The organism is Luteimonas sp. e5, assembly GCF_054031035.1.
On the sequence record NZ_JBSTRX010000001.1, the window covers coordinates 1,049,533 to 1,068,993 of the forward strand.

Consider the following 19,461-nt stretch of genomic DNA (forward strand, 5'->3'; position numbering starts at 1 on the left):
ATTCAGCCGCGCTGCAGCAAGGGCAGGAAGCCGCCTTCGCGGTGCAGCGCCATCATGTCGTCGTAGCCGCCGACATGGGTATCACCGACGAAGATCTGCGGCACGCTGGTGCGCCTGGCCATCGCCACCATGCGCTCGCGCGCGGCCGGATCCTGGTCGATGCGGATTTCGGTCCATTCCAGGCCCTGGCTCTTGAGGAAGTTCTTGGCCGCCACGCAATAGGGGCAGACCAGGGTGCTGTACAGGGTGATCTCGGGCTGGGACATGGCGGGCAATGACGGAATCAGGTGCGCACACCATAAAGAGGCGCGGATTAACCTGCAATTCACGCCTTTGCCGCGCCGGCAGGTCATGCTTGTGGAATGAAACTCCGCCACCTGCGCCCTGCCCTTGCTTCCCTGGCCTGCGTGCTGGCCAGCGCCGCCCTGGCCACGCCCCTGCTGGCCCAGGATGGCCGCCTGCCGGACATGGGATCGTCCGCCGGACGGGTGCTGAGCCCGAGCCAGCAGCAGGACTACGGCGCGATGCTGCTCGCCCAGCTGCGCCACTACGGCTACACGCTGGATGATCCGTTGCTCAACCAGTGGCTCGCCGGCATGGGTCAGCGCCTGGGCGCGGCCAGCGACCGCCCCGGCGAATCGTTCACCTTCTTCATGCTGCGCGATCGCCAGATCAATGCCTTCGCCACCCTGGGCGGCTACATCGGCATGAACGCGGGCCTGGTGCTCGCCGCCGAGCGCGAGGACGAGGTGGCCGGCGTGCTGGCCCATGAGATCGCGCACGTGACCCAGACTCATGTGCTGCGCGCGGTCGAGCGTTCGCAGCGCGACAGCGTGCCGATCCTGCTCGGCATGCTCGGCGCGATCCTGGTCGCGCAACGTGCCGGCGGCAACTCCGGCAGCAATGCCGCGATGGCCGCAGTGATGGGCGCGCAGGGATTGATGCTGCAACGGCAGATCAACTACACCCGCAGCAACGAATCCGAAGCCGACCGCCTGGGCATCCGCACGCTCGCCCGCAGCGGCTACGACCCCAATGCGATGGCGGTGTTCTTCGAGCGCCTGCAGGCCTCCAGCCGTGCCAATCGCGGCGGTGACGAAAGCCTGATCCCCGATTATCTGATGACTCACCCGGTGACCACCACGCGCATCGCCGAGGCCAAGGAGCGCGCCGGTCGCGTCGCGCGTGCACCGCTGTCCGGCGAACCGCTCGCGACCAGCGACAATCCGTTGCTGCCGCCCGGGCTCAAGGTGAGCATCGCGCGCAGCGATGGCGGCGCCAGTGGCGATTTCGCCCTGGCCCGCGAGCGCCTGCGCGTATTGAGTGCGGCCACGCCCAAGCTCGCGATCGCCGAGTACGAGCGCCTGGCCCGGCTTGGCAACCTGGATGCGGCACAACGCTATGGCCTGGCCGTGGCCCAGCTGCGTGACGGCCAGGGTGCGGCCGCCCGCGGCACCCTGGCGCCGCTGGTCGCCGCCAGCCCCGGCCAGCGCTGGCTGGAGATGGCGATGGCCGAGGCCGAGGCGCGCGCCGGTGACGCCGCCGCCGCCGATGCCCGCTTCGCCGCGCTGCACGCACGCATGCCCAGCGACCGCCCGCTGGCGATCACCTGGGCGCAGGTGCTGAACGAGCGCGCGCGGGCCGAGGACGGCCGCCGTGCGCTCGGCCTGCTGCGTCCGCTGATGGCCCGCGCCAGCGACGATCCGACGTTCCAGCTGGCTTTCGCACGCGCCAATGAAATCGCCGGCGACACCGTGCGCGCGGGCGAGGCCTGGGCCGAGGCGGCCTACCTGAATGGCAATCCCGAACGCGCCCTGCTGCAGCTCAATACCCTGCGCCAGCGCCCGGACCTGGACTATTACGCACGGGCACGCATCGATGCGCGCATCGCCGCGATCACCCCGGTGGTGGAGGAATTGCGCCGCCAGGGCCTGGGCGACATGCAGCGCGAACGCCGCGGCTGAGCATCACCCGGCGCGCGTGACGCCTGTCATCCAACTGTCACCGAACTGTCGTTTACTGTTGCAAGGCAATCCCGGTACACGACGTGCAAAAACGCATTCTCATCGTCGATGACGAGCCCGCGATCCGCGACATGGTGGCGTTTGCCCTGCGCAAGGGCGATTACGACCCGATCCACGCCGGTGATGCGCGCGAAGCGCAGATGGCGATCGTCGACCACAGCCCGGACCTGATCCTGCTGGATTGGATGTTGCCCGGCACCAGCGGGCTGGACCTTGCCCGACGCTGGCGCAAGGACGGCACCCTGCGTGAAATCCCGATCATCATGCTGACCGCTCGCGGCGAGGAGAACGACCGCGTTGCCGGGCTCGAGTCCGGCGTCGACGATTACGTGGTCAAGCCGTTTTCCGCGCGCGAATTGCTGGCGCGCATCCGTGCGGTGCTGCGCCGCTCGCGCGAAGAGGATGAAGAAGGCAATGTCAGCGTCGGCGGGCTGCGCATCGACGGCGCCGCGCACCGCGTGTTCGCACGCGAGGGTGAGAACGAAACCCCGGTCAGCATCGGCCCCACCGAGTACCGCCTGCTGCATTTCTTCATGACCCATCCCGAGCGGGTGTATTCGCGCTCGCAATTGCTCGACCATGTCTGGGGCGGCAATGTCTACGTGGAAGAGCGCACCGTGGACGTGCACATCCGCCGTCTGCGCAAGACGCTGGAGCCGTTCGCGCTCGATGGCATGGTGCAGACCGTGCGCGGCGCGGGGTATCGCTTCTCCGCCTCGATATGATGGCGGCATGAGCATGCCGCCCTGCCCCGAGCGGCCCCGCCCGGCGGGGCACGAATGACCAGCCACGCACGCGCGGCCTGGCTGCGCACCCTGACCACCCTGGCGGTGCTGCTGGGCGCGTCGCTGCTGGTCGGCTTCGCCATCGGCCAGCCATGGATGCTGCTGGCGCTGACCGCGATCGCGATCCTCGGCTGGCATTACTGGCGCCTGCGCCGGTTGCTGACCCGGCTGACCGGGCGCCGCCATGTGCTGGATCCGGAGCGCAGCGGGGTGTGGAACGAGCTCGATCGCCTGCTGGCCACCTCGCGCGACGACAGTCGCGCCAGCAAGCGTCGCCTGATCGCCATGCTGCGCGCGTATCGCGCCGCCGCCGCGGTGCTGCCCGATGCGATCGTGGTGGTGGATCGCAACAGCCAGCGCGCGCTGTGGTTCAACGAGGCCTCCGAACGCCTGCTCGGGCTGACCTGGCCGCAGGACATCGGCGCCCCGCTCGGCCCGCGCCTGAACTGGCTCTCGCAACCCCACTGGCTGGCCGCCGGCCGCCACGCCGAACCACTGCTGGACGAATCGCCGCCAGGCAATCCCTCGCTGCGGCTCAACCTGCGCCTGATCCCCTATTCCGAGGAGCTGTGGCTGCTGGTGGCGCGCGATGTCGGCAAGCTGATGCATCTGGAACAGGTGCGACGCGATTTCGTCGCCAACGTCTCGCACGAGTTGCGCACGCCGCTGACCGTGCTGCATGGCTACCTCGACATGATCGATCCCGAGGACAAGCCCGAGTGGGAAGCGATCATCACCGAAATGCGCCGCCAGTCCGGGCGCATGACCCGCCTGCTCGAAGACCTGCTGGCGCTGTCGCGGCTCGACGCGCGTGAACGCACGCCCGAGGAGCACGTGCCGATGCGCTCGATGCTCACCGCGCTCAAGCGCGAGGCGGAAGCGATGAGCCAGGGCCGCCATCGCATCGAAATCGACGACCGCGCCGACTGCGACCTGTGGGGCTCGGCCAAGGAGCTGCACAGTGCGTTCTCCAATCTGGTCAGCAACGCCGTGCGCTACACCCCGTCCGAGGGGCGCATCGTGATCACCTTCGAGCCGCATGTCGATGGCGTCGCGCTGCGCGTCACCGACAGCGGCTACGGCATTCCCGCCGAACACCTGCCGCGCATCACCGAACGGTTCTACCGCGTCTCGGCCAGCCGCTCGCGCGACAGCGGCGGCACCGGGCTCGGTCTTGCCATCGTCAAGAACGCACTGGCGCTGCATGGTGGTCACCTCGAGATCGAAAGCGAAGTCGGCCGCGGCAGCACGTTTTCCTGCATTCTTCCCGCTGCATGCATGCGCACCCGGCGCCAGAACGCGCCACTGCCCGAGGCCCTGGCATGACGCCCGCCAAACCCCTGCCGCTGCATCACCCCTCGCTGTATTTCAGTCGCGAGCTGTCGCAGCTGGACTTCAATTTCCGCGTGCTGGCACAGGCACGCGACCCTGCCACGCCGCTGCTCGAACGGCTGCGCTTCCTGTGCATTTCCTGCACCAATCTCGACGAGTTCTTCGAAATCCGCGCCGCCACCGTGCGCCATGCGCACGAGCTGGGCCTGCCGCGCGGCGCCGATGGCCTGCCGCACCAGAGCATCCTCGGCCGCATCCATGACCGCGCCGCGGAGCTGGTCGATGCGCAGTACCGCTGCTTCTACGACGAGCTGCGTCCCGAACTCGAGCGCGAGGGCATCCGCCTGCTCGATCGGCCGGAATGGACCGCCGCACAGACCGCTTGGCTGCGCGACTATTTCCGCCGCGAGATCCTGCCCGTGCTTTCACCGCTGGGGCTGGATCCGGCGCACCCGTTCCCGAAGATCCTCAACAAGTCGCTGAACCTGGTGGTGCAACTGGAAGGGCGTGACGCGTTCGGCCGCGAAGCGCACCTCGCCATCGTGCGCGCGCCGCGCTCGCTGCCGCGCATCATCCGCATCCCCGACCGCGACGGGGACGGCGACCAGTATCACGACTTCGTGTTCCTCTCCTCGTTGCTGTCGGCGTTCATGGATGAGCTGTTCCCGGGGGTGAAGGTCAAGGGCGCCTACCAGTTCCGCGTCACCCGCAACTCCGAACTGCTGGTGGACGAGGAGGAAGTGGACAACCTTGCCCTCGCCCTGCGCGACGAGCTGGTCGGCCGCGGCTACCTGCGCGCGATGCGGCTGGAAATCGCCGACAACTGCCCGCGCGACATCGTGCAGACCCTGCTCGACAACTTCGAGCTGACGCGCAACGCGGTCTATCGCATCAATGGCCCGGTCAACCTCAACCGCGTGATCCAGGTGTATGACGAGGTGCGGCGCCCGGAGCTGAAATACCCGCCGATGCATCCGCGCCTGCTCGACGATGGCGAGTCGTTGTTCGCGCGCATCCACCGTGGCGACGTGCTGCTGCATCACCCGTTCGACTCCTTCGCCCCGGTGATGGAACTGATCCGCGAAGCGGCCGAGGATCCCCATGTGCTGGCGATCAAGCAGACGCTTTACCGCACCGGGCGCGACTCGCCGATCGTCGATCACCTGGTGCAGGCCGCGCGCAACGGCAAGGACGTCACCGTGGTGGTGGAGCTGCGTGCGCGCTTCGACGAGGAGGCCAACCTCGGACTCGCCGACCGGCTGCAAGAGGCCGGGGTGCAGGTGGTCTATGGCGTGGTCGGCTACAAGACCCATGCCAAGATGTTGCTCATCGTGCGACGCGAAGGCGAGGGCCTGCGCCGCTACGTGCACCTGGGCACCGGCAACTACCATTCCGGTACCGCGCGTGCCTATACCGACATCGGGCTGCTGACCGCGCACGAGGAGATCGGCGAGGACGTGCACCAGATTTTCCAGCAGCTCTCGGGCCTGGCCGCCGGGGTCAAGCTCAAGCGCTTGCTGCAATCGCCCTTCACCCTGCACAGCGGCATGCTCGAGCGCATTGAGCGCGAAGCCGCACATGCCCGCGCGGGGCGACCGGGGCGCATCATCGCCAAGATGAACGCGCTCAACGAGCCCGAAGTGGTGCGTGCCCTGTATGCCGCGTCACAGGCCGGGGTGCAGATCGACCTGATCGTACGCAGCGCCTGCACCCTGCGCCCCGGCGTGCCGGGCATCTCCGAGAACATCCGCGTGCGCTCGATCGTCGGCCGCTTTCTCGAACACCACCGCGTGTACTGGTTCGGCAACGACGGCGAGCCCGAGCTGTTCTGCGCCAGTGCGGACTGGCTCGAGCGCAACCTGCTGCGACGGGTGGAAACCTGCTTCCCGATCCTCGACCCGGCACTTGCCGCACGCACCAAACACGAAACCCTGGACCTGTTCCTGGCCGACAACCAGAACGCCTGGGAACTGCAGGCCGACGGCCAGTACCTGAAGGCGATGCCGGGCGAAGGCGAAGCGCCGCTCTCGGCACAAGGCGAATTGCTTGCGACAATCGCTTCATGAGCCCGGACAGCCTGCTACGCCGCAGCGCGTTCAGCGCCCCCCTGCCACTGCTCGATGGCGATCTGATGGCCGCCATCGACATCGGCTCCAACAGCTTCCACATGCTGGTGGCACGCTACGTCGACCGCCAGTACCGCGTGGTCGACAGGCTGCGTGAAATGGTGCGCATGGCCGACGGCCTGGATGGCCACGGACGGTTGTCGGCCGCGGCATCGCGGCGTGCGCTGGATTGCCTGGCGCGCTTTGGCGAGCGCATTTCCGACATTCCGCCCGAACGGGTTCGCGCGGTGGCGACCAACAGCGTGCGCGTGCTGCGCGACCCGCAGAGTTTCCTCGCGCCGGCCGAAGCCATGCTCGGCCATGCGATCGAAGTCGTGTCCGGGCGCGAGGAAGCGCGTCTGGTGTACCTCGGCGTGGCCCAGGCGCAGACCTGCGAGCCGGGCGAATTGCGCCTGGTGATCGACATCGGTGGCGGTTCCACCGAATGCATCATCGGCAGCGGACTCGAGGCGATCGAACGCGAAAGCGTGCAGATGGGCTGCGTCGCCAGTACCCGGCGCTTCTTCCCCAACGGCAAGATCTCGCGCAAGAAATGGAATGCCGCGCTCGCCGAACTGGGCACCGAGTTCCAGCAATTCGCACCGCATTTCCGCGAGGTCGGCTGGCAGGACGTGCTCGGCTCGTCCGGCACCATCAAGGCGATCGGCAAGATCTGTGCCGAACTGAAGCTGACCAAGGGCGCGATCACCGCACCGGCACTGGTCGAAGTGCGCGAGCGCCTGCTCGAGGCCGGCAACATCGCCGCCATCGACCTGCCCGGACTCTCGCCCGAGCGCCAGCCGGTGATCGCCGGCGGCGTGCTGGTGCTGGACGCGGCGTTCGCCGCACTCGGCATCGAACGCATGGCGGTCAGCCGCGCGGCGCTGCGCGAAGGGATCATCTACGACATGATCGGCCGCGGTGGCGAGGAAGACCCGCGCGATGCCGCGATCGACCTGATGATGGCGCGCTACGCGGTGGACGAGGCCCAGGCCGAGCGCGTGGAGGCGATGGCGATGCGCCTGTTCGACCAGGTGGCGAATGACTGGGCGCTGGGCGCCGACGACCGCGCCAAGCTGGGCTGGGCGTCGTGGCTGCACGAAATCGGCCTGGCCGTCGCCCACAGCCAGCATCAGGTGCATGGCGCCTACCTGCTGGAGCATTCGGATATTTCCGGCTTCAGCCGCCAGCAGCAGCAGGTGCTTTCGGTGCTGGTGCGCTGCCAGCGGCGCAGCATCCCGAAGAGCGCCTTCGACATGATCCCCGATCGCCTGCTGCTGCGTACCCGGCGCATCGCCGCGCTGTTGCGCCTGGCGGTGCTGCTCAGCCGCTCGCACGGCAGCATCGAGCCTGACGTGCTGCGCCTTGAAGCCGATGGCAGCCGCCTCACGCTGCATTTCGCACGGCGCTGGCTGGACGCGCGGCCCTTGCTGAAGACCGACCTCGCCGGCGAGCCCGGCGACATGCGTGCACTCGGCATCGAGTTCAAGGTGGATGGCTGAACACCGGCCACACTGTCACCTGCGCGTCACCGAATCGCCATATGCCTGCCATCGCGCTGGCCGATGCTGCTGTCACGCAAAGCGCAGGAGTCCGCGATGCGCTACTGCATCGTCAGTGAGACCTATCCACCGGAAGTCAACGGCGTTGCGCTCACCGTGCAGAGCCTGGAACGTGGCTTGCGCGCTCGCGGCCACGACGTCGATCTGGTGCGCCCGCGCCAGGCGTCCGACGAAGCGGCAGCCGCACACGAGACGCTGGTGACCGGCGCCGGCATCCCGCGCTATCCAGGCATGCGTTTCGGCCTGCCCGCCAAGCGCGTGCTGCGCGAGCTGTGGCAGCGCCGCCGACCGGATGCGATCTACGTCGCCACCGAGGGCCCGCTCGGCTGGTCGGCGATGCGTGTCGCCGCGGAGCTGGGCATCCCCAGTTCCTCCGGCTTCCATACCCGCTTCGACGAGTACATGCGCGATTACGGCGTGGGCTTCCTGCAGCCGCTCGCGGTGCGCTGGATGCGCCGCTTCCACAACACCTCGGCGGCCACCATCGTGCCGACCTGCGAGCTGATGGAGTACCTGCACGGCATCGGCTTCGACCAGGTCACGCACATGCCGCGCGCCGTGGATACCACGCTGTTCCAGCCCGGACGGCGCGACCCGGCGTTGCGCGCGGCCTGGGGCCTTGGCGAGGACGAGCTGGCGGTGATTCACGTCGGCCGCATCGCCGCCGAGAAGAACCTGCCGCTGGCGGTACGCAGTTTCCGCGCGCTCAAGCAGCTGCGCCCCGACGCGCGCATGATCTGGGTCGGCGATGGCCCCGAGCGCGCCATGCTGGCACGGGACAACCCGGACTTCATCTTCAGCGGCATCCAGCGCGGCGAGGACTGCGCGCGACACTTCGCCAGCGCCGACCTGTTCCTGTTCCCGAGTCATTCGGAAACCTTCGGCAACGTCACCCTGGAATCGATGGCCAGCGGTCTTGCCACCGTGGCGTTCGACTACGGCGCCGCGCGCGAGCACCTCAAGGATGGCGTGCATGGCGCATCGATCCGCGACCGCGACGAGGCCGCCTTCGTGCGCGCCGCCTGCCGCATCGCACGTGACGACGCCGCGCGCCGGCAGATGGGATGCCTCGCCCGCGAGGCGGTGCAGCGCCTGCGCCCGGAGCAGGTCGCGGCCGACTTCGACGAAATCCTGCAGCGCATCGCCGGCATCGATACCGGGGCCAGCCTGCAGCCGCTCGTCGCCGACCATCCGCCGCCGGGGGTACGCCATGCGCACGCTGCCTGAGACGTCGAATCCGCTCGCCACCCGCGCGCCACGACGGCGCTTCACCCGGCGCGAGGGGCGCTGGTGCCGTTACGCCAACAGCTTGGGCGCGGTCGGCGCCTGGCGCACCTACTTCGCCATCGTCAGCCGCCTGGGTGACGGGCTGTTCTGGTATCTGCTGATGGCCGCGATGGTGCTATTCGACGGCATGCGCGGGCTGCAGGCCAGCGCGCATCTGGCCGCGGTCGGCGCGGCCTCGCTGCTGTTGTACAAGCTGCTCAAGCGCCATACCCGCCGGCCGCGCCCGTTCGCCGCCGACCGCCACATCCGCGCCTGGGTGGCACCCCTGGACGAGTTCAGCTTCCCTTCCGGGCATACCTTGCACGCGGTCGCCTTCACCCTCGTCGCGCTGGCCTGGTACCCGATGCTGGCCTGGCTGCTGATTCCGTTCAGTGCCAGCGTCGCACTCTCGCGCGTGGTGCTGGGCCTGCATTACCCGAGCGACGTGCTCGCTGCCACCGCGATCGGCATCACGCTGGCCAGCCTGTCGCTGTGGCTGCTGCCCGGCGTGACCCTGTTCTGACGCCGCCGTGCGGCAGCCAGCCGCCAGCGTGCCATTTCAAAGCGCGTCGATGTCGCCCAAAGCGCGGATCAGGCGTCGCGCGCGTTTGTCGGGGCGCCCTTCCGGCGGCCGATAGCCGGCCCGTTCGGCAGCACGTTGCGCACGCGCCTGCGCGCGCGCGGCCATCGATTCCTCACTCTCGCGATACAGCGCCTGCGCGACCGGCGCCGGTCCGCGCCGGGTGGACAGGCCGATCACTTCGACCTCGAAGCATTCCTCGCCACGCACGATGCGCAGGCGATCCCCGCTGCGCAGTTCGCGCGCCGGCTTGACCCGCTGGCCGCCAAGTTCGACGCGCCCGGCTTCGATCGCCTGGCGGGCCAGGCTGCGGGTCTTGAAGAAACGCGCCGCCCACAGCCACAGATCCAGGCGCACGCCTTCGGCCATGTTCATCGCTTCGTTTCCTTTCACGGCGGGAACATCCCCGGCCCGCTGACGGGACGCACACGGCACAACGGCCGCACGAGGCGGCCGTTGCAGGCAACACCGGGCACTCGCCGATTTATTCGGCGCCGCCCTCGGCGGCCGCAGCCGCCGCTGCCTTGGCTTCGGCCTTGGCCTTGGCCACCGCGGCAAGGTCCTCGCGGATGCGCGCGGCACGGCCCTCGAGGCCGCGCAGGTAGTACAGCTTGCCGGCGCGCACGGCGCCACGGCGCTTGACCACCACCGAGTCGATCGCGGCGCTGTGGTTCTGGAACACGCGCTCGACGCCATAGCCATGCGAAATCTTGCGCACGGTGAAGGCGGAGTTGAGACCGGCGTTCTTCCTGGCGATGACCACGCCTTCGTAGGCCTGGACACGCTCACGGTTGCCTTCCTTGACCTTGACGTTGACGATCACGGTGTCGCCGGGGCCGAAGTCGGGCAGCTTGCGCTCGGCCTGGGCCGATTCGAACTCGCTGATCAGGGTGTTGAGAGAGGGCTTGCTCATGACGATGCCTGTGTATTTGTGATTTGTCGGCGCGAGTGCACGTGGACCCGCGTCCGGGCGTGGGTGAAGCGAAGCCGGGAATTATAACCCAATTATTCCGCGGGTGAAGGGGGGGACTCCGCCGCCGGCAGGGCCTGCGCCAGCCACTCGCGCTCGGCCGGATCCAGATGCGCGGCAGCGATCAGATCCGGACGCCGCTGTGCGGTGCGCAACAACGACTGACGGCGACGCCAGCGCTCGATTTCGGCATGGTTGCCCGACAACAGCACCTCCGGCACGTCGCCCCAGGCGTGCCGCGCCGGCTTGCTGTAATGCGGGCAATCAAGCAGGCCATGCTCGAAGCTGTCCTGCGCCGCGGATTCGGCATCGCCAAGCGCCCCCGGTTGCAGCCGGGCGATGGCATCGATCAGCACCGCCGCACCCAGCTCGCCGCCGGAAATCACGTAATCGCCCAGGGACAGCTCCTCATCCACCTGCTGCTCGATGAAGCGCTCGTCCACGCCCTCGTAGCGGCTGCAGACCAGCGCCAGGCGCGGCATCCGCGCCAGTTCGCGCACCCGTGCCTGATCCAGTCGCCGGCCCTGCGGGCTGAGATGGATCACGTGCAGCGGACGCGGATCGGCCGCGCGTGCGGCCGCCAGTGCGCGCGCCAACGGCTCGATCAGCATCACCATGCCCGGGCCGCCACCGAACGGACGATCGTCCACGCGCCGGTAGCCGCCTTCGGCATGATCGCGCGGGTTCCACGTCTCGACCTGCACCAACCCGCGTTCGCAGGCGCGTCCGAGCACGCCGAAGGCGAGCGTCTGGCGGATGAAGTCCGGGAACAGGGTGAGGACGTCGATGCGCACGCGCGGAACCGGGGTGGGCTGTGCAGCCGGGGCATCGATTCTAGCGGCGCTGCCACGCGCCGGCGTCGGCGTCAGAACTCCGGATCCCAATCGACCACGATCAGGCCGGCCTCGAGATCGACCCGGGTCACCACCTGCGGCTGCAGGAACGGGATCATGCGCTCGCGCTCGCCATGCACGGTGAGCACGTCATTGGCGCCGGTGGCGAACACCTCGGCGACCACGCCCAGCGCCACGCCATCCACCGTTTCCACGCGCAGGCCCTGAAGATCGACCCAGTAATACTCGCCAGCGGCCGGCGGCGGCAATGCCGAGCGCGGCACGAAGATGTCGGTGCCAAGCAGCGCCTGCGCCGCATCGCGATCCTCCACCCCCGGCAGGCGCGCGACCACGCCCTTGGCCATGCGCCGGCCCTGGGCGCCGGCCTCCAGCACGCGCTCGCCCGCGGCACCGACCATGATCCACGGGCGATAGTGGAAGAGGCGTTCCTCCGGCTGCGTATGCGAGCGGATCTTCACTTCGCCACGCACGCCGAACGCACCCATGATCGTGCCGACCAGGATGCGTTTTTCAGACGGGGATGATGCGGACATGCGCCGATTCCTGCGGACGCACGCGGAGCGGGCGTCAGGCGGCCTCGGCGGCCTTGCTCGCTTCCTTGTACAGCATGGCGACCTTGTCGCTCAGCTGCGCGCCATGGCTCAGCCAGTAACGGGTGCGCTCGAGGTCGAGTTCCATCCGCTTCTCGTTGCCCGATGCGATCGGGTTGAAGTACCCGAGGCGCTCGATGTTGCGGCCATCACGGGCGCTGCGGCTGTCGGTGACGATGATGTGGTAGAAGGGGCGCTTCTTGGCGCCACCGCGGGTAAGGCGGATCTTGACCATGGTGTTGTCTCTGTGAAGCCCAGTCGGCGGAATGCCGAGGTAAGCCGGGAAGTATAACGCACTGCATGCCAGCGACGGAAGCACCTGCTCAGCGCCCGGCTTCGCGCGCGGCACGGATGCGCGCCGCCGTCGACGGATGCGTGGACAGGTAGCCCGGCATCACGTCGTCAGCGGAGTCATCGTCGCCATCCTGGCGCGTCAATCGCTCCATCAGGTTGGCAAAATCCGCCGGCGAGCGGCCGCGGCGACGCAACAGGTCGAAGGCGTAGGCGTCCGCCTCGCGTTCGTGACCGCGTGAAAAGCGCCGGCTGAGCAGGGTCGCAGGCAACGCCACCGCCAGCGACGAGCCCGAGACATCGCCCAGCAGCAGGCCGGCCAGCAGGAATACCGACGAGTTCTCGATCGCATTGCGCATGCCGTGGCGATGCACATGGTGCCCGGCCTCGTGCGCCAGCACCGCCAGCACTTCGTCGTCGTTCGCCGCCAATTCCACCAGCTGGTCGGTGAGGTAGATGCGCCCGTCGGGCAGCGCGAAGGCATTCGGCCCGATGACGGGCGCATCGACCACATGCAGGCGCATCTGCGCCGCGCGCGGTTCGCCTTCCACCAGCTGGCGGAACGCGGTTTGCAGCGCCTCTTGGCGTGGTTCAGGCAGGCGCGAGGGCTTGAGTGCGCGGGCAAGCAGCCTCACCACCTGATCGCTGCTGCTGCGTTCGATGCCCTCGGGCATGCGCTCGGCCACGCGCTGGGCTGCCCATGGCACGCCGAGCTGGACCGCGGCCACCACCACCGCGACGGTCAGCAGCGCCGCGGTGACGATCGCGTAGCGGCGGCGCTCGAGCCAGTCGGCCAGCGCTTCGACCCGGCTGGGCGGACGCGGGAACCAGTGATCCAGCAACGGTGCGTCGGCTACTTCGATGCGGCCGCCATCGGGCAGCGCCAGACTGCGCACGCTGCGCGCCAGGCGCGGGCTGATGCGCACCTGCGCCAGCGACCACGCCTGCCGCCCCTGTGCACCGGCATCGACGTGCAACTGCCCTTCACGGCAAGCCAGCCGTACCGGGTGCACGCGGCTGCTGCGGCCATCCGACCACAGTGCCGGCAGCGAGTCAGATGCCGAAGTCGAATCCGGGGTCGAGTGCATCCACCAGCTCCGCGCCGGTGGCCCCGGCATGCATGTCCGAGGCTGCCACGAAATCGTCCAGATCGCCGGCGGCGATCAGGGTGAAGTGCTCGGCGCGGTAACGCGCCAGGCGGATCTTCGCCCATGGCAGCGCAAGCCCCAGGCTCAGGATCACCAGCACCGTGTTGCTGGCATGGATCCACAACATGTCGCGCGCGCGCAGGTTCGACTCGAACCGGTGTCCGCCGATCCGGCTGGAGTTCCACATCAGGTTGACATAACGCACATGCAGATAACTGCCGAGCACGAACATGCCGGCATAAATAAAGCCTATCAACAGGAAAATCGGCCAGGTCGCGGATTCTGCACTGCCGCCGCTGGCGACCATCGCCGCCACTGTCGCGACCATCAACACGATGCCGAGCACGATGCCGAGCACGCCAAGGCCGATGACCACCAGGAACGGGCGGTAATACGCCGCTGCATCACCATTGAAGACGAAGCGGCGCAGCCCGTAGCGATGGCCCTGCACCACGAACTCGTGCTGCTTGAGGCGGGCGAAGGGATACAGCAAACCCATGCTCATGCTGACCAGGAATTGCCACAACAGGAACGGCAGATAGGCATCGCTCGCCTGCTGGTCGAAGCGGAAACCCAGCCCGCGCCACAACGAATTGCGGGCACGAAAACGCAGGCTCCATACCACCAGCGCCGGCAACGCCAGCGCGACGGCGAAGATCAGCGGGACGTACAGCAGCAGCGCGAAATGCGAGGCCAGCAGCAGCACGATCACCACCGCATAGGCGATCAGGCGCCCCTTGAGGATCGCCAGCGGTTCGGCGATGTATTCGAAGGCGGAGCCGGCAAGCCGGGTATGTGCATAGAAATAGCGCCGCGTGCGCACCGTGCCCCAGGCCGACCAGATGCCCAGGGTGAGGATGCCGAGGATCAGGTTGACGATCCAGATGCCGAAATACTCGCGCGCGGTGCCGCTGAACTCGGGCCGATGGCGGCTGATCGGCAACGCAGGTGGCCGCTCGGGCAGCGGTGGCGGCAACGTGGCGATGGCCGACGTGTTCTCGTGATTCATGCGGATTCCCCATGCGCCGGTGGCCGGCGCTCCGGCACCTTAGCGCATCGGCATGCCGCCGCCCATGCCACCCATCATCCCGCGCATGCCGCGCATCATCCCCTTCATGCCGCCACGGCCGAGCTTGCCCATCATCTTTTCCATCTGCTGATACTGCTTGAGCAGACGATTGACGTCGGCCGGCTGCATGCCCGCGCCACGCGCCACGCGCGCGCGGCGCGAGCCGTTGAGCAGTGCCGGGTTGCGGCGCTCGCGCGGGGTCATCGAATTGATGATCGCGATCATGCGCGGCACTTCCCGGCCGGTCACCTGGTTCTTCACCGCATCCGAGATCTGGCCCATGCCCGGCAGCTTGTCCATCAGGCCGGAAATGCCACCCAGGTTCTGCATCTGCTCGAGCTGGTCGCGCATGTCGTTGAGGTCGAACTTCTTGCCCTTGGCCACCTTTTCCGCGAGCTTGGCCGCCTTGTCGCGATCGACCCCGGCTTCGACCTGTTCGACCAGCGACAGCACGTCACCCATGTCGAGGATGCGGCTGGCGACGCGATCGGGGTGGAACACGTCGAGGCCATCGGGCTTCTCGCCCACGCCGATGAACTTGATCGGCTTGCCGGTGATGTAGCGCACCGACAACGCCGCGCCGCCACGGGCATCACCGTCGGTCTTGGTCAGCACCACGCCGGTCAATGGCAGCGCCTCGCTGAACGCCTTGGCGGTGTTGGCGGCGTCCTGGCCGGTCATGGCATCGACCACGAACAGGGTTTCCACCGGCTTGGTCGCCGCGTGCAGCGCCTTGATCTCGGCCATCATCGCTTCGTCGATCGCCAGGCGGCCGGCGGTATCGACGATCAGCACGTCGGCAAAGGCCTTGCGCGCGGCGTCGATGGCGGCGGCAACGATCGCTTCCGGCTTCTGCGATTCATCGGAGGGGAAGAATTCGGCACCGGTCTGGCCTGCCAGCGTCTTCAGCTGCTCGATGGCGGCCGGACGGTACACGTCGGCCGAAACCAGCATCACCTTCTTCTTGCGCTTGTCCTTCAGGTGTTTGGCCAGCTTGCCGGCAGTGGTGGTCTTGCCCGCACCCTGCAGGCCGGCCATCAGGATCACCGCCGGTGCCGGCACGTTGAGGTCGAGTTCGGCGGCCTGCGCGCCCATCACGTTGGTCAGCTCATCACGCACCACCTTGATCAGCTGCTGGCCGGGCGTCAGCGACTTCAGCACCTCCTGGCCCAGTGCGCGCACCTTGATGCGCTGGATCAGCGCCTGCACCACCGGCAAGGCGACATCCGCTTCCAACAATGCGATGCGCACTTCACGCAGCGCCTCGGAGATGTTGGATTCGCTCAGGCGGCCGCGGCCACGCAGGCGATTGATGGTGCCGGACAGGCGCTCGGTCAGGGATTCGAACATGGTCACGAAGGCGATGAATGCAACCTTCGATTATAGGCGTTGACGGGGCCGGCCAACCGGGGCTGGCCGCGTAGGCGCTGTTGCCGGGCGCGATCGCATGCGACACTTGGCGGATGCTCCTGGCCGCCTCCACCCTGCTCCTTTACATCGCCGCGGCGCTGGTGCTGGGAGCTTCGCTCAACCGCCGCCCGGTGGACATGGCCAACCGCGGCTGGATGCCGCTGGCGATCCTTGCGCTGGTCTTTCACGGCGAGATCCACGCCGCCGGCTGGCGCGTGGCCGGCGGGCCGGACATGCACTTCTTCGCCGCGCTCTCGCTTTCCGCGCTGGGCATGGCCGCGCTGACCACCCTGCTCGGCCTGCTCGGGCGCATGGCCGCGCTGGGCGTGATCGTCTATCCGTTGGCGGCCGCGTTCGCACTGCTCTATCGCGTATCCGGTCAGGCACAACCGGCGAGCATGGACTGGCAGTTGCAACTGCATGCCTGGTGCGCGCTGCTGGCCAATGCGGTGCTCGCCATCGCCGCCTTGCTGGCTCTGCTGCTGTGGTTGCAGGAGCGTGCCCTGCGCCTGCGCCGCTTCCATCGCGGCCTGCGCCTGCTGCCTCCGCTGACCGAACTGGAAACCCTGCTGTTCCGCACGATTGCAGTCGGCTTCGTGTTGCTCAGTGCCGCCCTGCTCACCGGGGTGTTGTTCGTGCATGACCTGTTCGCCCAGCACCTGGCGCACAAGACCGTGCTGTCGATCCTGTCCTGGCTGGTGTTCGGCGTGCTGCTGTACGGCCGCTGGCGACACGGCTGGCGCGGCAATCAGGCGGTGCGCCTGACCTTGCTGGCGATGGGCCTGCTGGTGCTGGCCTTCTTCGGCAGCCAGTTCGTTTACGACGTCTTGCTCAAGCGGCGCTGAGCGCGCTCACACCTGCTCCAACGCCTCGGCCAGGCGTGACACGCCGATCACCTGCATGCCCTTGATGTTGCCGGACTTCGGCGCGTTGGCCCTGGACACGATCGCGCACTTGAAACCATGCGTGGCCGCTTCCTTGAGCCGCTCCTCACCATTGGGCACCGGGCGGATTTCGCCAGACAGGCCGACTTCGCCGAAGGCGATGGTCTTTTCCGGCAACGGCTGGTCGCGCAGCGAGGACAGCACCGCCAGCAGCACCGGCAGGTCGGCCGCGGTTTCCTGCACGCGGATGCCACCGACCACGTTCACGAACACGTCCTGATCGCCGACCATCACCCCGCCATGCCGATGCAGCACCGCCAGCAGCATCGCCAAACGGTTGCCTTCCAGACCCACCGCCACCCGCCGCGGGTTGGACAGCGACGAGGCATCGACCAGCGCCTGCACTTCCACCAGCAGCGGGCGCGTGCCTTCGCGGGTCACCATCACGCAACTGCCGGGCTGCTCGGCGCTGCCACCGGAGAGGAAGATCGCCGAAGGGTTCGGCACCTCGCGCAGGCCGCGATCGCCCATCGCGAACACGCCCAGCTCGTTGACCGCGCCGAAGCGGTTCTTGAATGCGCGCAGCACGCGGAAGCGGCTGCCCGAATCGCCCTCGAAATACAGCACCGCATCGACCATGTGCTCAAGTACCCGCGGGCCAGCGATGCCACCCTCCTTGGTCACGTGGCCGACCAGGAACACCGCGGTGCCGGTTTCCTTGGCATAGCGCACCAGTCGCGCGGCGGACTCGCGCACCTGGCTGACCGAGCCGGGCGCCGCGGTCAGGGTTTCGGTCCACAGGGTCTGGATGGAGTCGGCGATGATGAAGCGCGGCCGTGCGGCGACGGCCTGTTCGAGGATCCGCTCGACGCAGGTTTCGGCCAGCGCCTGCAGGCCATCCAGCGGCAGCCCGAGGCGCGAGGCACGCCCGGCGACCTGGCCCAGCGATTCCTCGCCGGTGACATACAGTCCCGGCAGCGTGCCGGCCATCGACGCCAGTGCCTGGGTCAGCAAGGTGGACTTGCCGATGCCAGGATCGCCACCGATCAGCACCACCGCGCCCTCCACCAGCCCGCCGCCCAGCACCCGGTCGAACTCGCCGATCCCGGTCGAAACCCGCACCGCCTCGCTGCCGGCGACATCCTTCAGCGCGGTGATCTTCGGCGCATCGACCTTGCCCGCCCAGCCGGCGCGGCGGCTGGCCGGCGACTTGTTCGCGGCCGCGCTCTCCAGCACGATTTCCGCCAGCGTGTCCCAGGCGCCGCAGGCCGTGCACTGGCCCTGCCACTTCGGATAATCGGCCCCGCACTCGCTGCAGACATGGGCGGTGCGGGCTTTGCTGGCTTTGGCCATCGACGGTTCGGACAACGGGCGGGAGGAGTCCCACTCTAGCCGCAGCCCGTCGCAGCTGCCGAGACCGCTGGCAGGCGACACCCGAGCCTTGCCAAAAAAGAGGCCCGCACAAGGCGGGCCAAACAATGAAATCGTGCCGCTGCCATGCACCGGACTGAACCTGGTGCCGGAAAAGGGATTCGAACCCCCGACCTACGCATTACGAATGCGCCGCTCTACCAGCTGAGCTATTCCGGCGTGGTTGGCGATTATACGGTGCCGGCGGTGGCGGGCTCAATCGACCAAGCGCAAGCGCAGTTCCTTGGGCAGGGCGAAGGTCATGTTCTCCGGCTCGCCGTCGAGTTCGCGCCAGCCGCTGGCGGCGCCGAGTTCGGCCAGGCGCGCCAGCACGCCCTGCACCAGGATGTCCGGCGCCGATGCGCCTGCGGTGACGCCGACCTGATGCCTGCCGTCGAGCCAGGCCGGGTCGATCTGGTGCGCACCATCGATCAGATAGGCTTCCACGCCCTCGCGCTCGGCCAGCTCGCGCAAGCGGTTGGAATTGGAACTGTTCGGCGAGCCGACCACCAGGATCAGGTCGCATTTGTCCGACAGCTCGCGCACCGCGTCCTGCCGGTTCTGCGTGGCATAGCAGATGTCGTCGTTCTTCGGCCCCTGGATCATGGGGAAACGCTCGCGCAACGCGGTGATGATCTCGCGGGTATCGTCCACCGACAGCGTGGTCTGCGTGGTGTAGGCGAGGTTGTCCGGCTGCGCCACCTGCAGGCGCCGTGCATCCTCGATGTTTTCCACAAGATGGATGCTGCCTGCGGCGCCTTCGCGGCTCCACTGCCCCATGGTGCCCTCGACCTCGGGGTGCCCGGCATGGCCGATCAGCACCATGTCGCGGCCATGGCGGCAGTGCCGCGCCACTTCCAGATGCACCTTGGTCACCAACGGACAGGTCGCATCGAACACCTTGAGCCCGCGGCGTTCGGCTTCGCGACGCACCGCCTGCGACACGCCGTGCGCGGAAAAGATCACGGTGGCGCCATCGGGCACTTCGTCCAGTTCTTCGACGAACACGGCGCCGCGCTGCTTGAGGTCATCGACCACGAACTTGTTGTGCACCACTTCATGGCGCACATAGATCGGCGCGCCGAGGGTTTCGATCGCGCGTTTGACGATCTCGATCGCGCGGTCGACACCGGCGCAGAAGCCACGCGGATTGGCGAGCAGGATTTCCATGGTGTCCTAGC

19 protein-coding genes and 1 tRNA gene are annotated in these 19,461 nt (G+C 68.0%); 8 read left to right on the plus strand and 12 right to left on the minus strand.

All coding sequences use genetic code 11. The features are described 5' to 3' along the window. Positions 1–2: 2 nt before the first annotated feature. Entirely contained in the window at positions 3–266 is a 264-nt protein-coding gene (grxC, locus tag ACW11F_RS04945) for a glutaredoxin 3 (protein ID WP_456995749.1), read from the minus strand. 96 nt (positions 267–362) lie between these two features. Here grxC and ACW11F_RS04950 point away from each other — a divergent pair, with 96 nt between their 5' ends. The 7 genes from ACW11F_RS04950 (at position 363) to ACW11F_RS04980 (ending at position 9,597) form a co-directional block, all read left to right on the plus strand. Further along, positions 363–1,964 (plus strand): M48 family metalloprotease, encoded by a 1,602-nt coding sequence (locus ACW11F_RS04950; RefSeq protein WP_456995750.1) that lies wholly within the window; start codon positions 363–365, stop codon positions 1,962–1,964. 83 nt (positions 1,965–2,047) lie between these two features. Further along, positions 2,048–2,749, plus strand: a complete 702-nt coding sequence (phoB, locus tag ACW11F_RS04955) for a phosphate regulon transcriptional regulator PhoB (protein ID WP_456995751.1) — start codon at positions 2,048–2,050, stop codon at positions 2,747–2,749. Positions 2,750–2,803: 54 nt separating this feature from the next. Beyond that, positions 2,804–4,135, plus strand: a complete 1,332-nt coding sequence (gene phoR / locus ACW11F_RS04960; protein ID WP_456995752.1) for a phosphate regulon sensor histidine kinase PhoR — start codon at positions 2,804–2,806, stop codon at positions 4,133–4,135. Then, on the plus strand, positions 4,132–6,207 hold the full coding sequence (gene ppk1 / locus ACW11F_RS04965; RefSeq protein WP_456995753.1) for a polyphosphate kinase 1: 2,076 nt from the start codon (positions 4,132–4,134) through the stop codon (positions 6,205–6,207). Before phoR ends, ppk1 begins: the two co-directional genes overlap by 4 nt. After that, positions 6,204–7,748, plus strand: coding sequence for an exopolyphosphatase (gene ppx / locus ACW11F_RS04970; protein ID WP_456995754.1), 1,545 nt, complete (start codon positions 6,204–6,206; stop codon positions 7,746–7,748). Before ppk1 ends, ppx begins: the two co-directional genes overlap by 4 nt. A gap of 96 nt (positions 7,749–7,844) precedes the next feature. Further along, the gene (locus tag ACW11F_RS04975; protein ID WP_456995755.1) at positions 7,845–9,035 is read left to right on the plus strand and encodes a glycosyltransferase family 4 protein; all 1,191 of its coding nucleotides are present in this window, start codon (positions 7,845–7,847) and stop codon (positions 9,033–9,035) included. Then, on the plus strand, positions 9,019–9,597 hold the full coding sequence (locus ACW11F_RS04980; protein ID WP_456995756.1) for a phosphatase PAP2 family protein: 579 nt from the start codon (positions 9,019–9,021) through the stop codon (positions 9,595–9,597). Before ACW11F_RS04975 ends, ACW11F_RS04980 begins: the two co-directional genes overlap by 17 nt. A 36-nt stretch (positions 9,598–9,633) precedes the next feature. On the opposite strand, the gene ACW11F_RS04985 is transcribed toward ACW11F_RS04980, so the two are convergent. From ACW11F_RS04985 to ffh, 8 genes are all read right to left on the minus strand, one after another. Next, the gene (locus ACW11F_RS04985; RefSeq protein ID WP_456995757.1) at positions 9,634–10,029 is read right to left on the minus strand and encodes an RNA-binding S4 domain-containing protein; all 396 of its coding nucleotides are present in this window, start codon (positions 10,027–10,029) and stop codon (positions 9,634–9,636) included. A 109-nt stretch (positions 10,030–10,138) separates the two neighbouring features. Next, entirely contained in the window at positions 10,139–10,567 is a 429-nt protein-coding gene (gene rplS, locus ACW11F_RS04990; RefSeq protein WP_456995758.1) for a 50S ribosomal protein L19, read from the minus strand. Between the two features lie 92 nt (positions 10,568–10,659). Continuing rightward, complete coding sequence (gene trmD, locus ACW11F_RS04995; RefSeq protein WP_456995759.1) at positions 10,660–11,418, minus strand: tRNA (guanosine(37)-N1)-methyltransferase TrmD; 759 nt, start codon at positions 11,416–11,418, stop codon at positions 10,660–10,662. Positions 11,419–11,489: 71 nt separating this feature from the next. Further along, the gene (gene rimM, locus ACW11F_RS05000; RefSeq protein ID WP_456995760.1) at positions 11,490–12,011 is read right to left on the minus strand and encodes a ribosome maturation factor RimM; all 522 of its coding nucleotides are present in this window, start codon (positions 12,009–12,011) and stop codon (positions 11,490–11,492) included. A 34-nt stretch (positions 12,012–12,045) separates the two neighbouring features. Next, positions 12,046–12,303 carry a 30S ribosomal protein S16 gene (gene rpsP, locus ACW11F_RS05005; RefSeq protein WP_456995761.1) on the minus strand — a complete coding sequence of 86 codons (258 nt, stop codon included), beginning with the start codon at positions 12,301–12,303 and terminating at the stop codon, positions 12,046–12,048. An 88-nt stretch (positions 12,304–12,391) separates the two neighbouring features. Then, a complete protein-coding gene (locus ACW11F_RS05010) occupies positions 12,392–13,447 on the minus strand; it encodes a M48 family metallopeptidase (protein ID WP_456995762.1) in 1,056 nt (351 codons plus the stop codon). Next, a complete protein-coding gene (locus tag ACW11F_RS05015; RefSeq protein ID WP_456995763.1) occupies positions 13,413–14,516 on the minus strand; it encodes a YjgN family protein in 1,104 nt (367 codons plus the stop codon). Before ACW11F_RS05015 ends, ACW11F_RS05010 begins: the two co-directional genes overlap by 35 nt. 39 nt (positions 14,517–14,555) lie before the next feature. Further along, positions 14,556–15,926 (minus strand): signal recognition particle protein, encoded by a 1,371-nt coding sequence (gene ffh / locus ACW11F_RS05020; protein WP_456995764.1) that lies wholly within the window; start codon positions 15,924–15,926, stop codon positions 14,556–14,558. A gap of 113 nt (positions 15,927–16,039) precedes the next feature. Between ffh and ACW11F_RS05025 the strand changes: the two genes are divergently transcribed. Beyond that, the gene (locus ACW11F_RS05025; RefSeq protein ID WP_456995765.1) at positions 16,040–16,831 is read left to right on the plus strand and encodes a cytochrome C assembly family protein; all 792 of its coding nucleotides are present in this window, start codon (positions 16,040–16,042) and stop codon (positions 16,829–16,831) included. A 6-nt stretch (positions 16,832–16,837) separates the two neighbouring features. Here the strand turns inward: ACW11F_RS05025 and radA are convergent, their stop codons facing one another. The 3 genes from radA to ispH all read right to left on the minus strand — a co-directional run bounded on the left by radA (position 16,838) and on the right by ispH (position 19,450). Beyond that, on the minus strand, positions 16,838–18,223 hold the full coding sequence (gene radA, locus ACW11F_RS05030; protein ID WP_456995766.1) for a DNA repair protein RadA: 1,386 nt from the start codon (positions 18,221–18,223) through the stop codon (positions 16,838–16,840). Between the two features lie 161 nt (positions 18,224–18,384). After that, a tRNA-Thr gene (locus ACW11F_RS05035) sits at positions 18,385–18,460 on the minus strand. A gap of 36 nt (positions 18,461–18,496) precedes the next feature. Further along, positions 18,497–19,450, minus strand: coding sequence for a 4-hydroxy-3-methylbut-2-enyl diphosphate reductase (ispH, locus tag ACW11F_RS05040; RefSeq protein ID WP_456995767.1), 954 nt, complete (start codon positions 19,448–19,450; stop codon positions 18,497–18,499). Positions 19,451–19,461 lie beyond the last annotated feature (11 nt).

What these genes read in the sequence shown, in the direction of transcription:
- grxC (WP_456995749.1), bottom strand. Translation starts at nt 266, where the DNA reads ATGTCCCAGCCCGAGATCACCCTGTACAGCACCCTGGTCTGCCCCTAT.
- ACW11F_RS04950 (WP_456995750.1), top strand. Translation starts at nt 363, where the DNA reads ATGAAACTCCGCCACCTGCGCCCTGCCCTTGCTTCCCTGGCCTGCGTG.
- phoR (WP_456995752.1), top strand. Translation starts at nt 2,804, where the DNA reads ATGACCAGCCACGCACGCGCGGCCTGGCTGCGCACCCTGACCACCCTG.
- ppk1 (WP_456995753.1), top strand. Translation starts at nt 4,132, where the DNA reads ATGACGCCCGCCAAACCCCTGCCGCTGCATCACCCCTCGCTGTATTTC.
- ppx (WP_456995754.1), top strand. Translation starts at nt 6,204, where the DNA reads ATGAGCCCGGACAGCCTGCTACGCCGCAGCGCGTTCAGCGCCCCCCTG.
- ACW11F_RS04975 (WP_456995755.1), top strand. Translation starts at nt 7,845, where the DNA reads ATGCGCTACTGCATCGTCAGTGAGACCTATCCACCGGAAGTCAACGGC.
- ACW11F_RS04980 (WP_456995756.1), top strand. Translation starts at nt 9,019, where the DNA reads ATGCGCACGCTGCCTGAGACGTCGAATCCGCTCGCCACCCGCGCGCCA.
- ACW11F_RS04985 (WP_456995757.1), bottom strand. Translation starts at nt 10,029, where the DNA reads ATGAACATGGCCGAAGGCGTGCGCCTGGATCTGTGGCTGTGGGCGGCG.
- rplS (WP_456995758.1), bottom strand. Translation starts at nt 10,567, where the DNA reads ATGAGCAAGCCCTCTCTCAACACCCTGATCAGCGAGTTCGAATCGGCC.
- rimM (WP_456995760.1), bottom strand. Translation starts at nt 12,011, where the DNA reads ATGTCCGCATCATCCCCGTCTGAAAAACGCATCCTGGTCGGCACGATC.
- rpsP (WP_456995761.1), bottom strand. Translation starts at nt 12,303, where the DNA reads ATGGTCAAGATCCGCCTTACCCGCGGTGGCGCCAAGAAGCGCCCCTTC.
- ACW11F_RS05010 (WP_456995762.1), bottom strand. Translation starts at nt 13,447, where the DNA reads ATGCACTCGACCCCGGATTCGACTTCGGCATCTGACTCGCTGCCGGCA.
- ACW11F_RS05015 (WP_456995763.1), bottom strand. Translation starts at nt 14,516, where the DNA reads ATGAATCACGAGAACACGTCGGCCATCGCCACGTTGCCGCCACCGCTG.
- ffh (WP_456995764.1), bottom strand. Translation starts at nt 15,926, where the DNA reads ATGTTCGAATCCCTGACCGAGCGCCTGTCCGGCACCATCAATCGCCTG.
- ACW11F_RS05025 (WP_456995765.1), top strand. Translation starts at nt 16,040, where the DNA reads ATGCTCCTGGCCGCCTCCACCCTGCTCCTTTACATCGCCGCGGCGCTG.
- radA (WP_456995766.1), bottom strand. Translation starts at nt 18,223, where the DNA reads ATGGCCAAAGCCAGCAAAGCCCGCACCGCCCATGTCTGCAGCGAGTGC.
- ispH (WP_456995767.1), bottom strand. Translation starts at nt 19,450, where the DNA reads ATGGAAATCCTGCTCGCCAATCCGCGTGGCTTCTGCGCCGGTGTCGAC.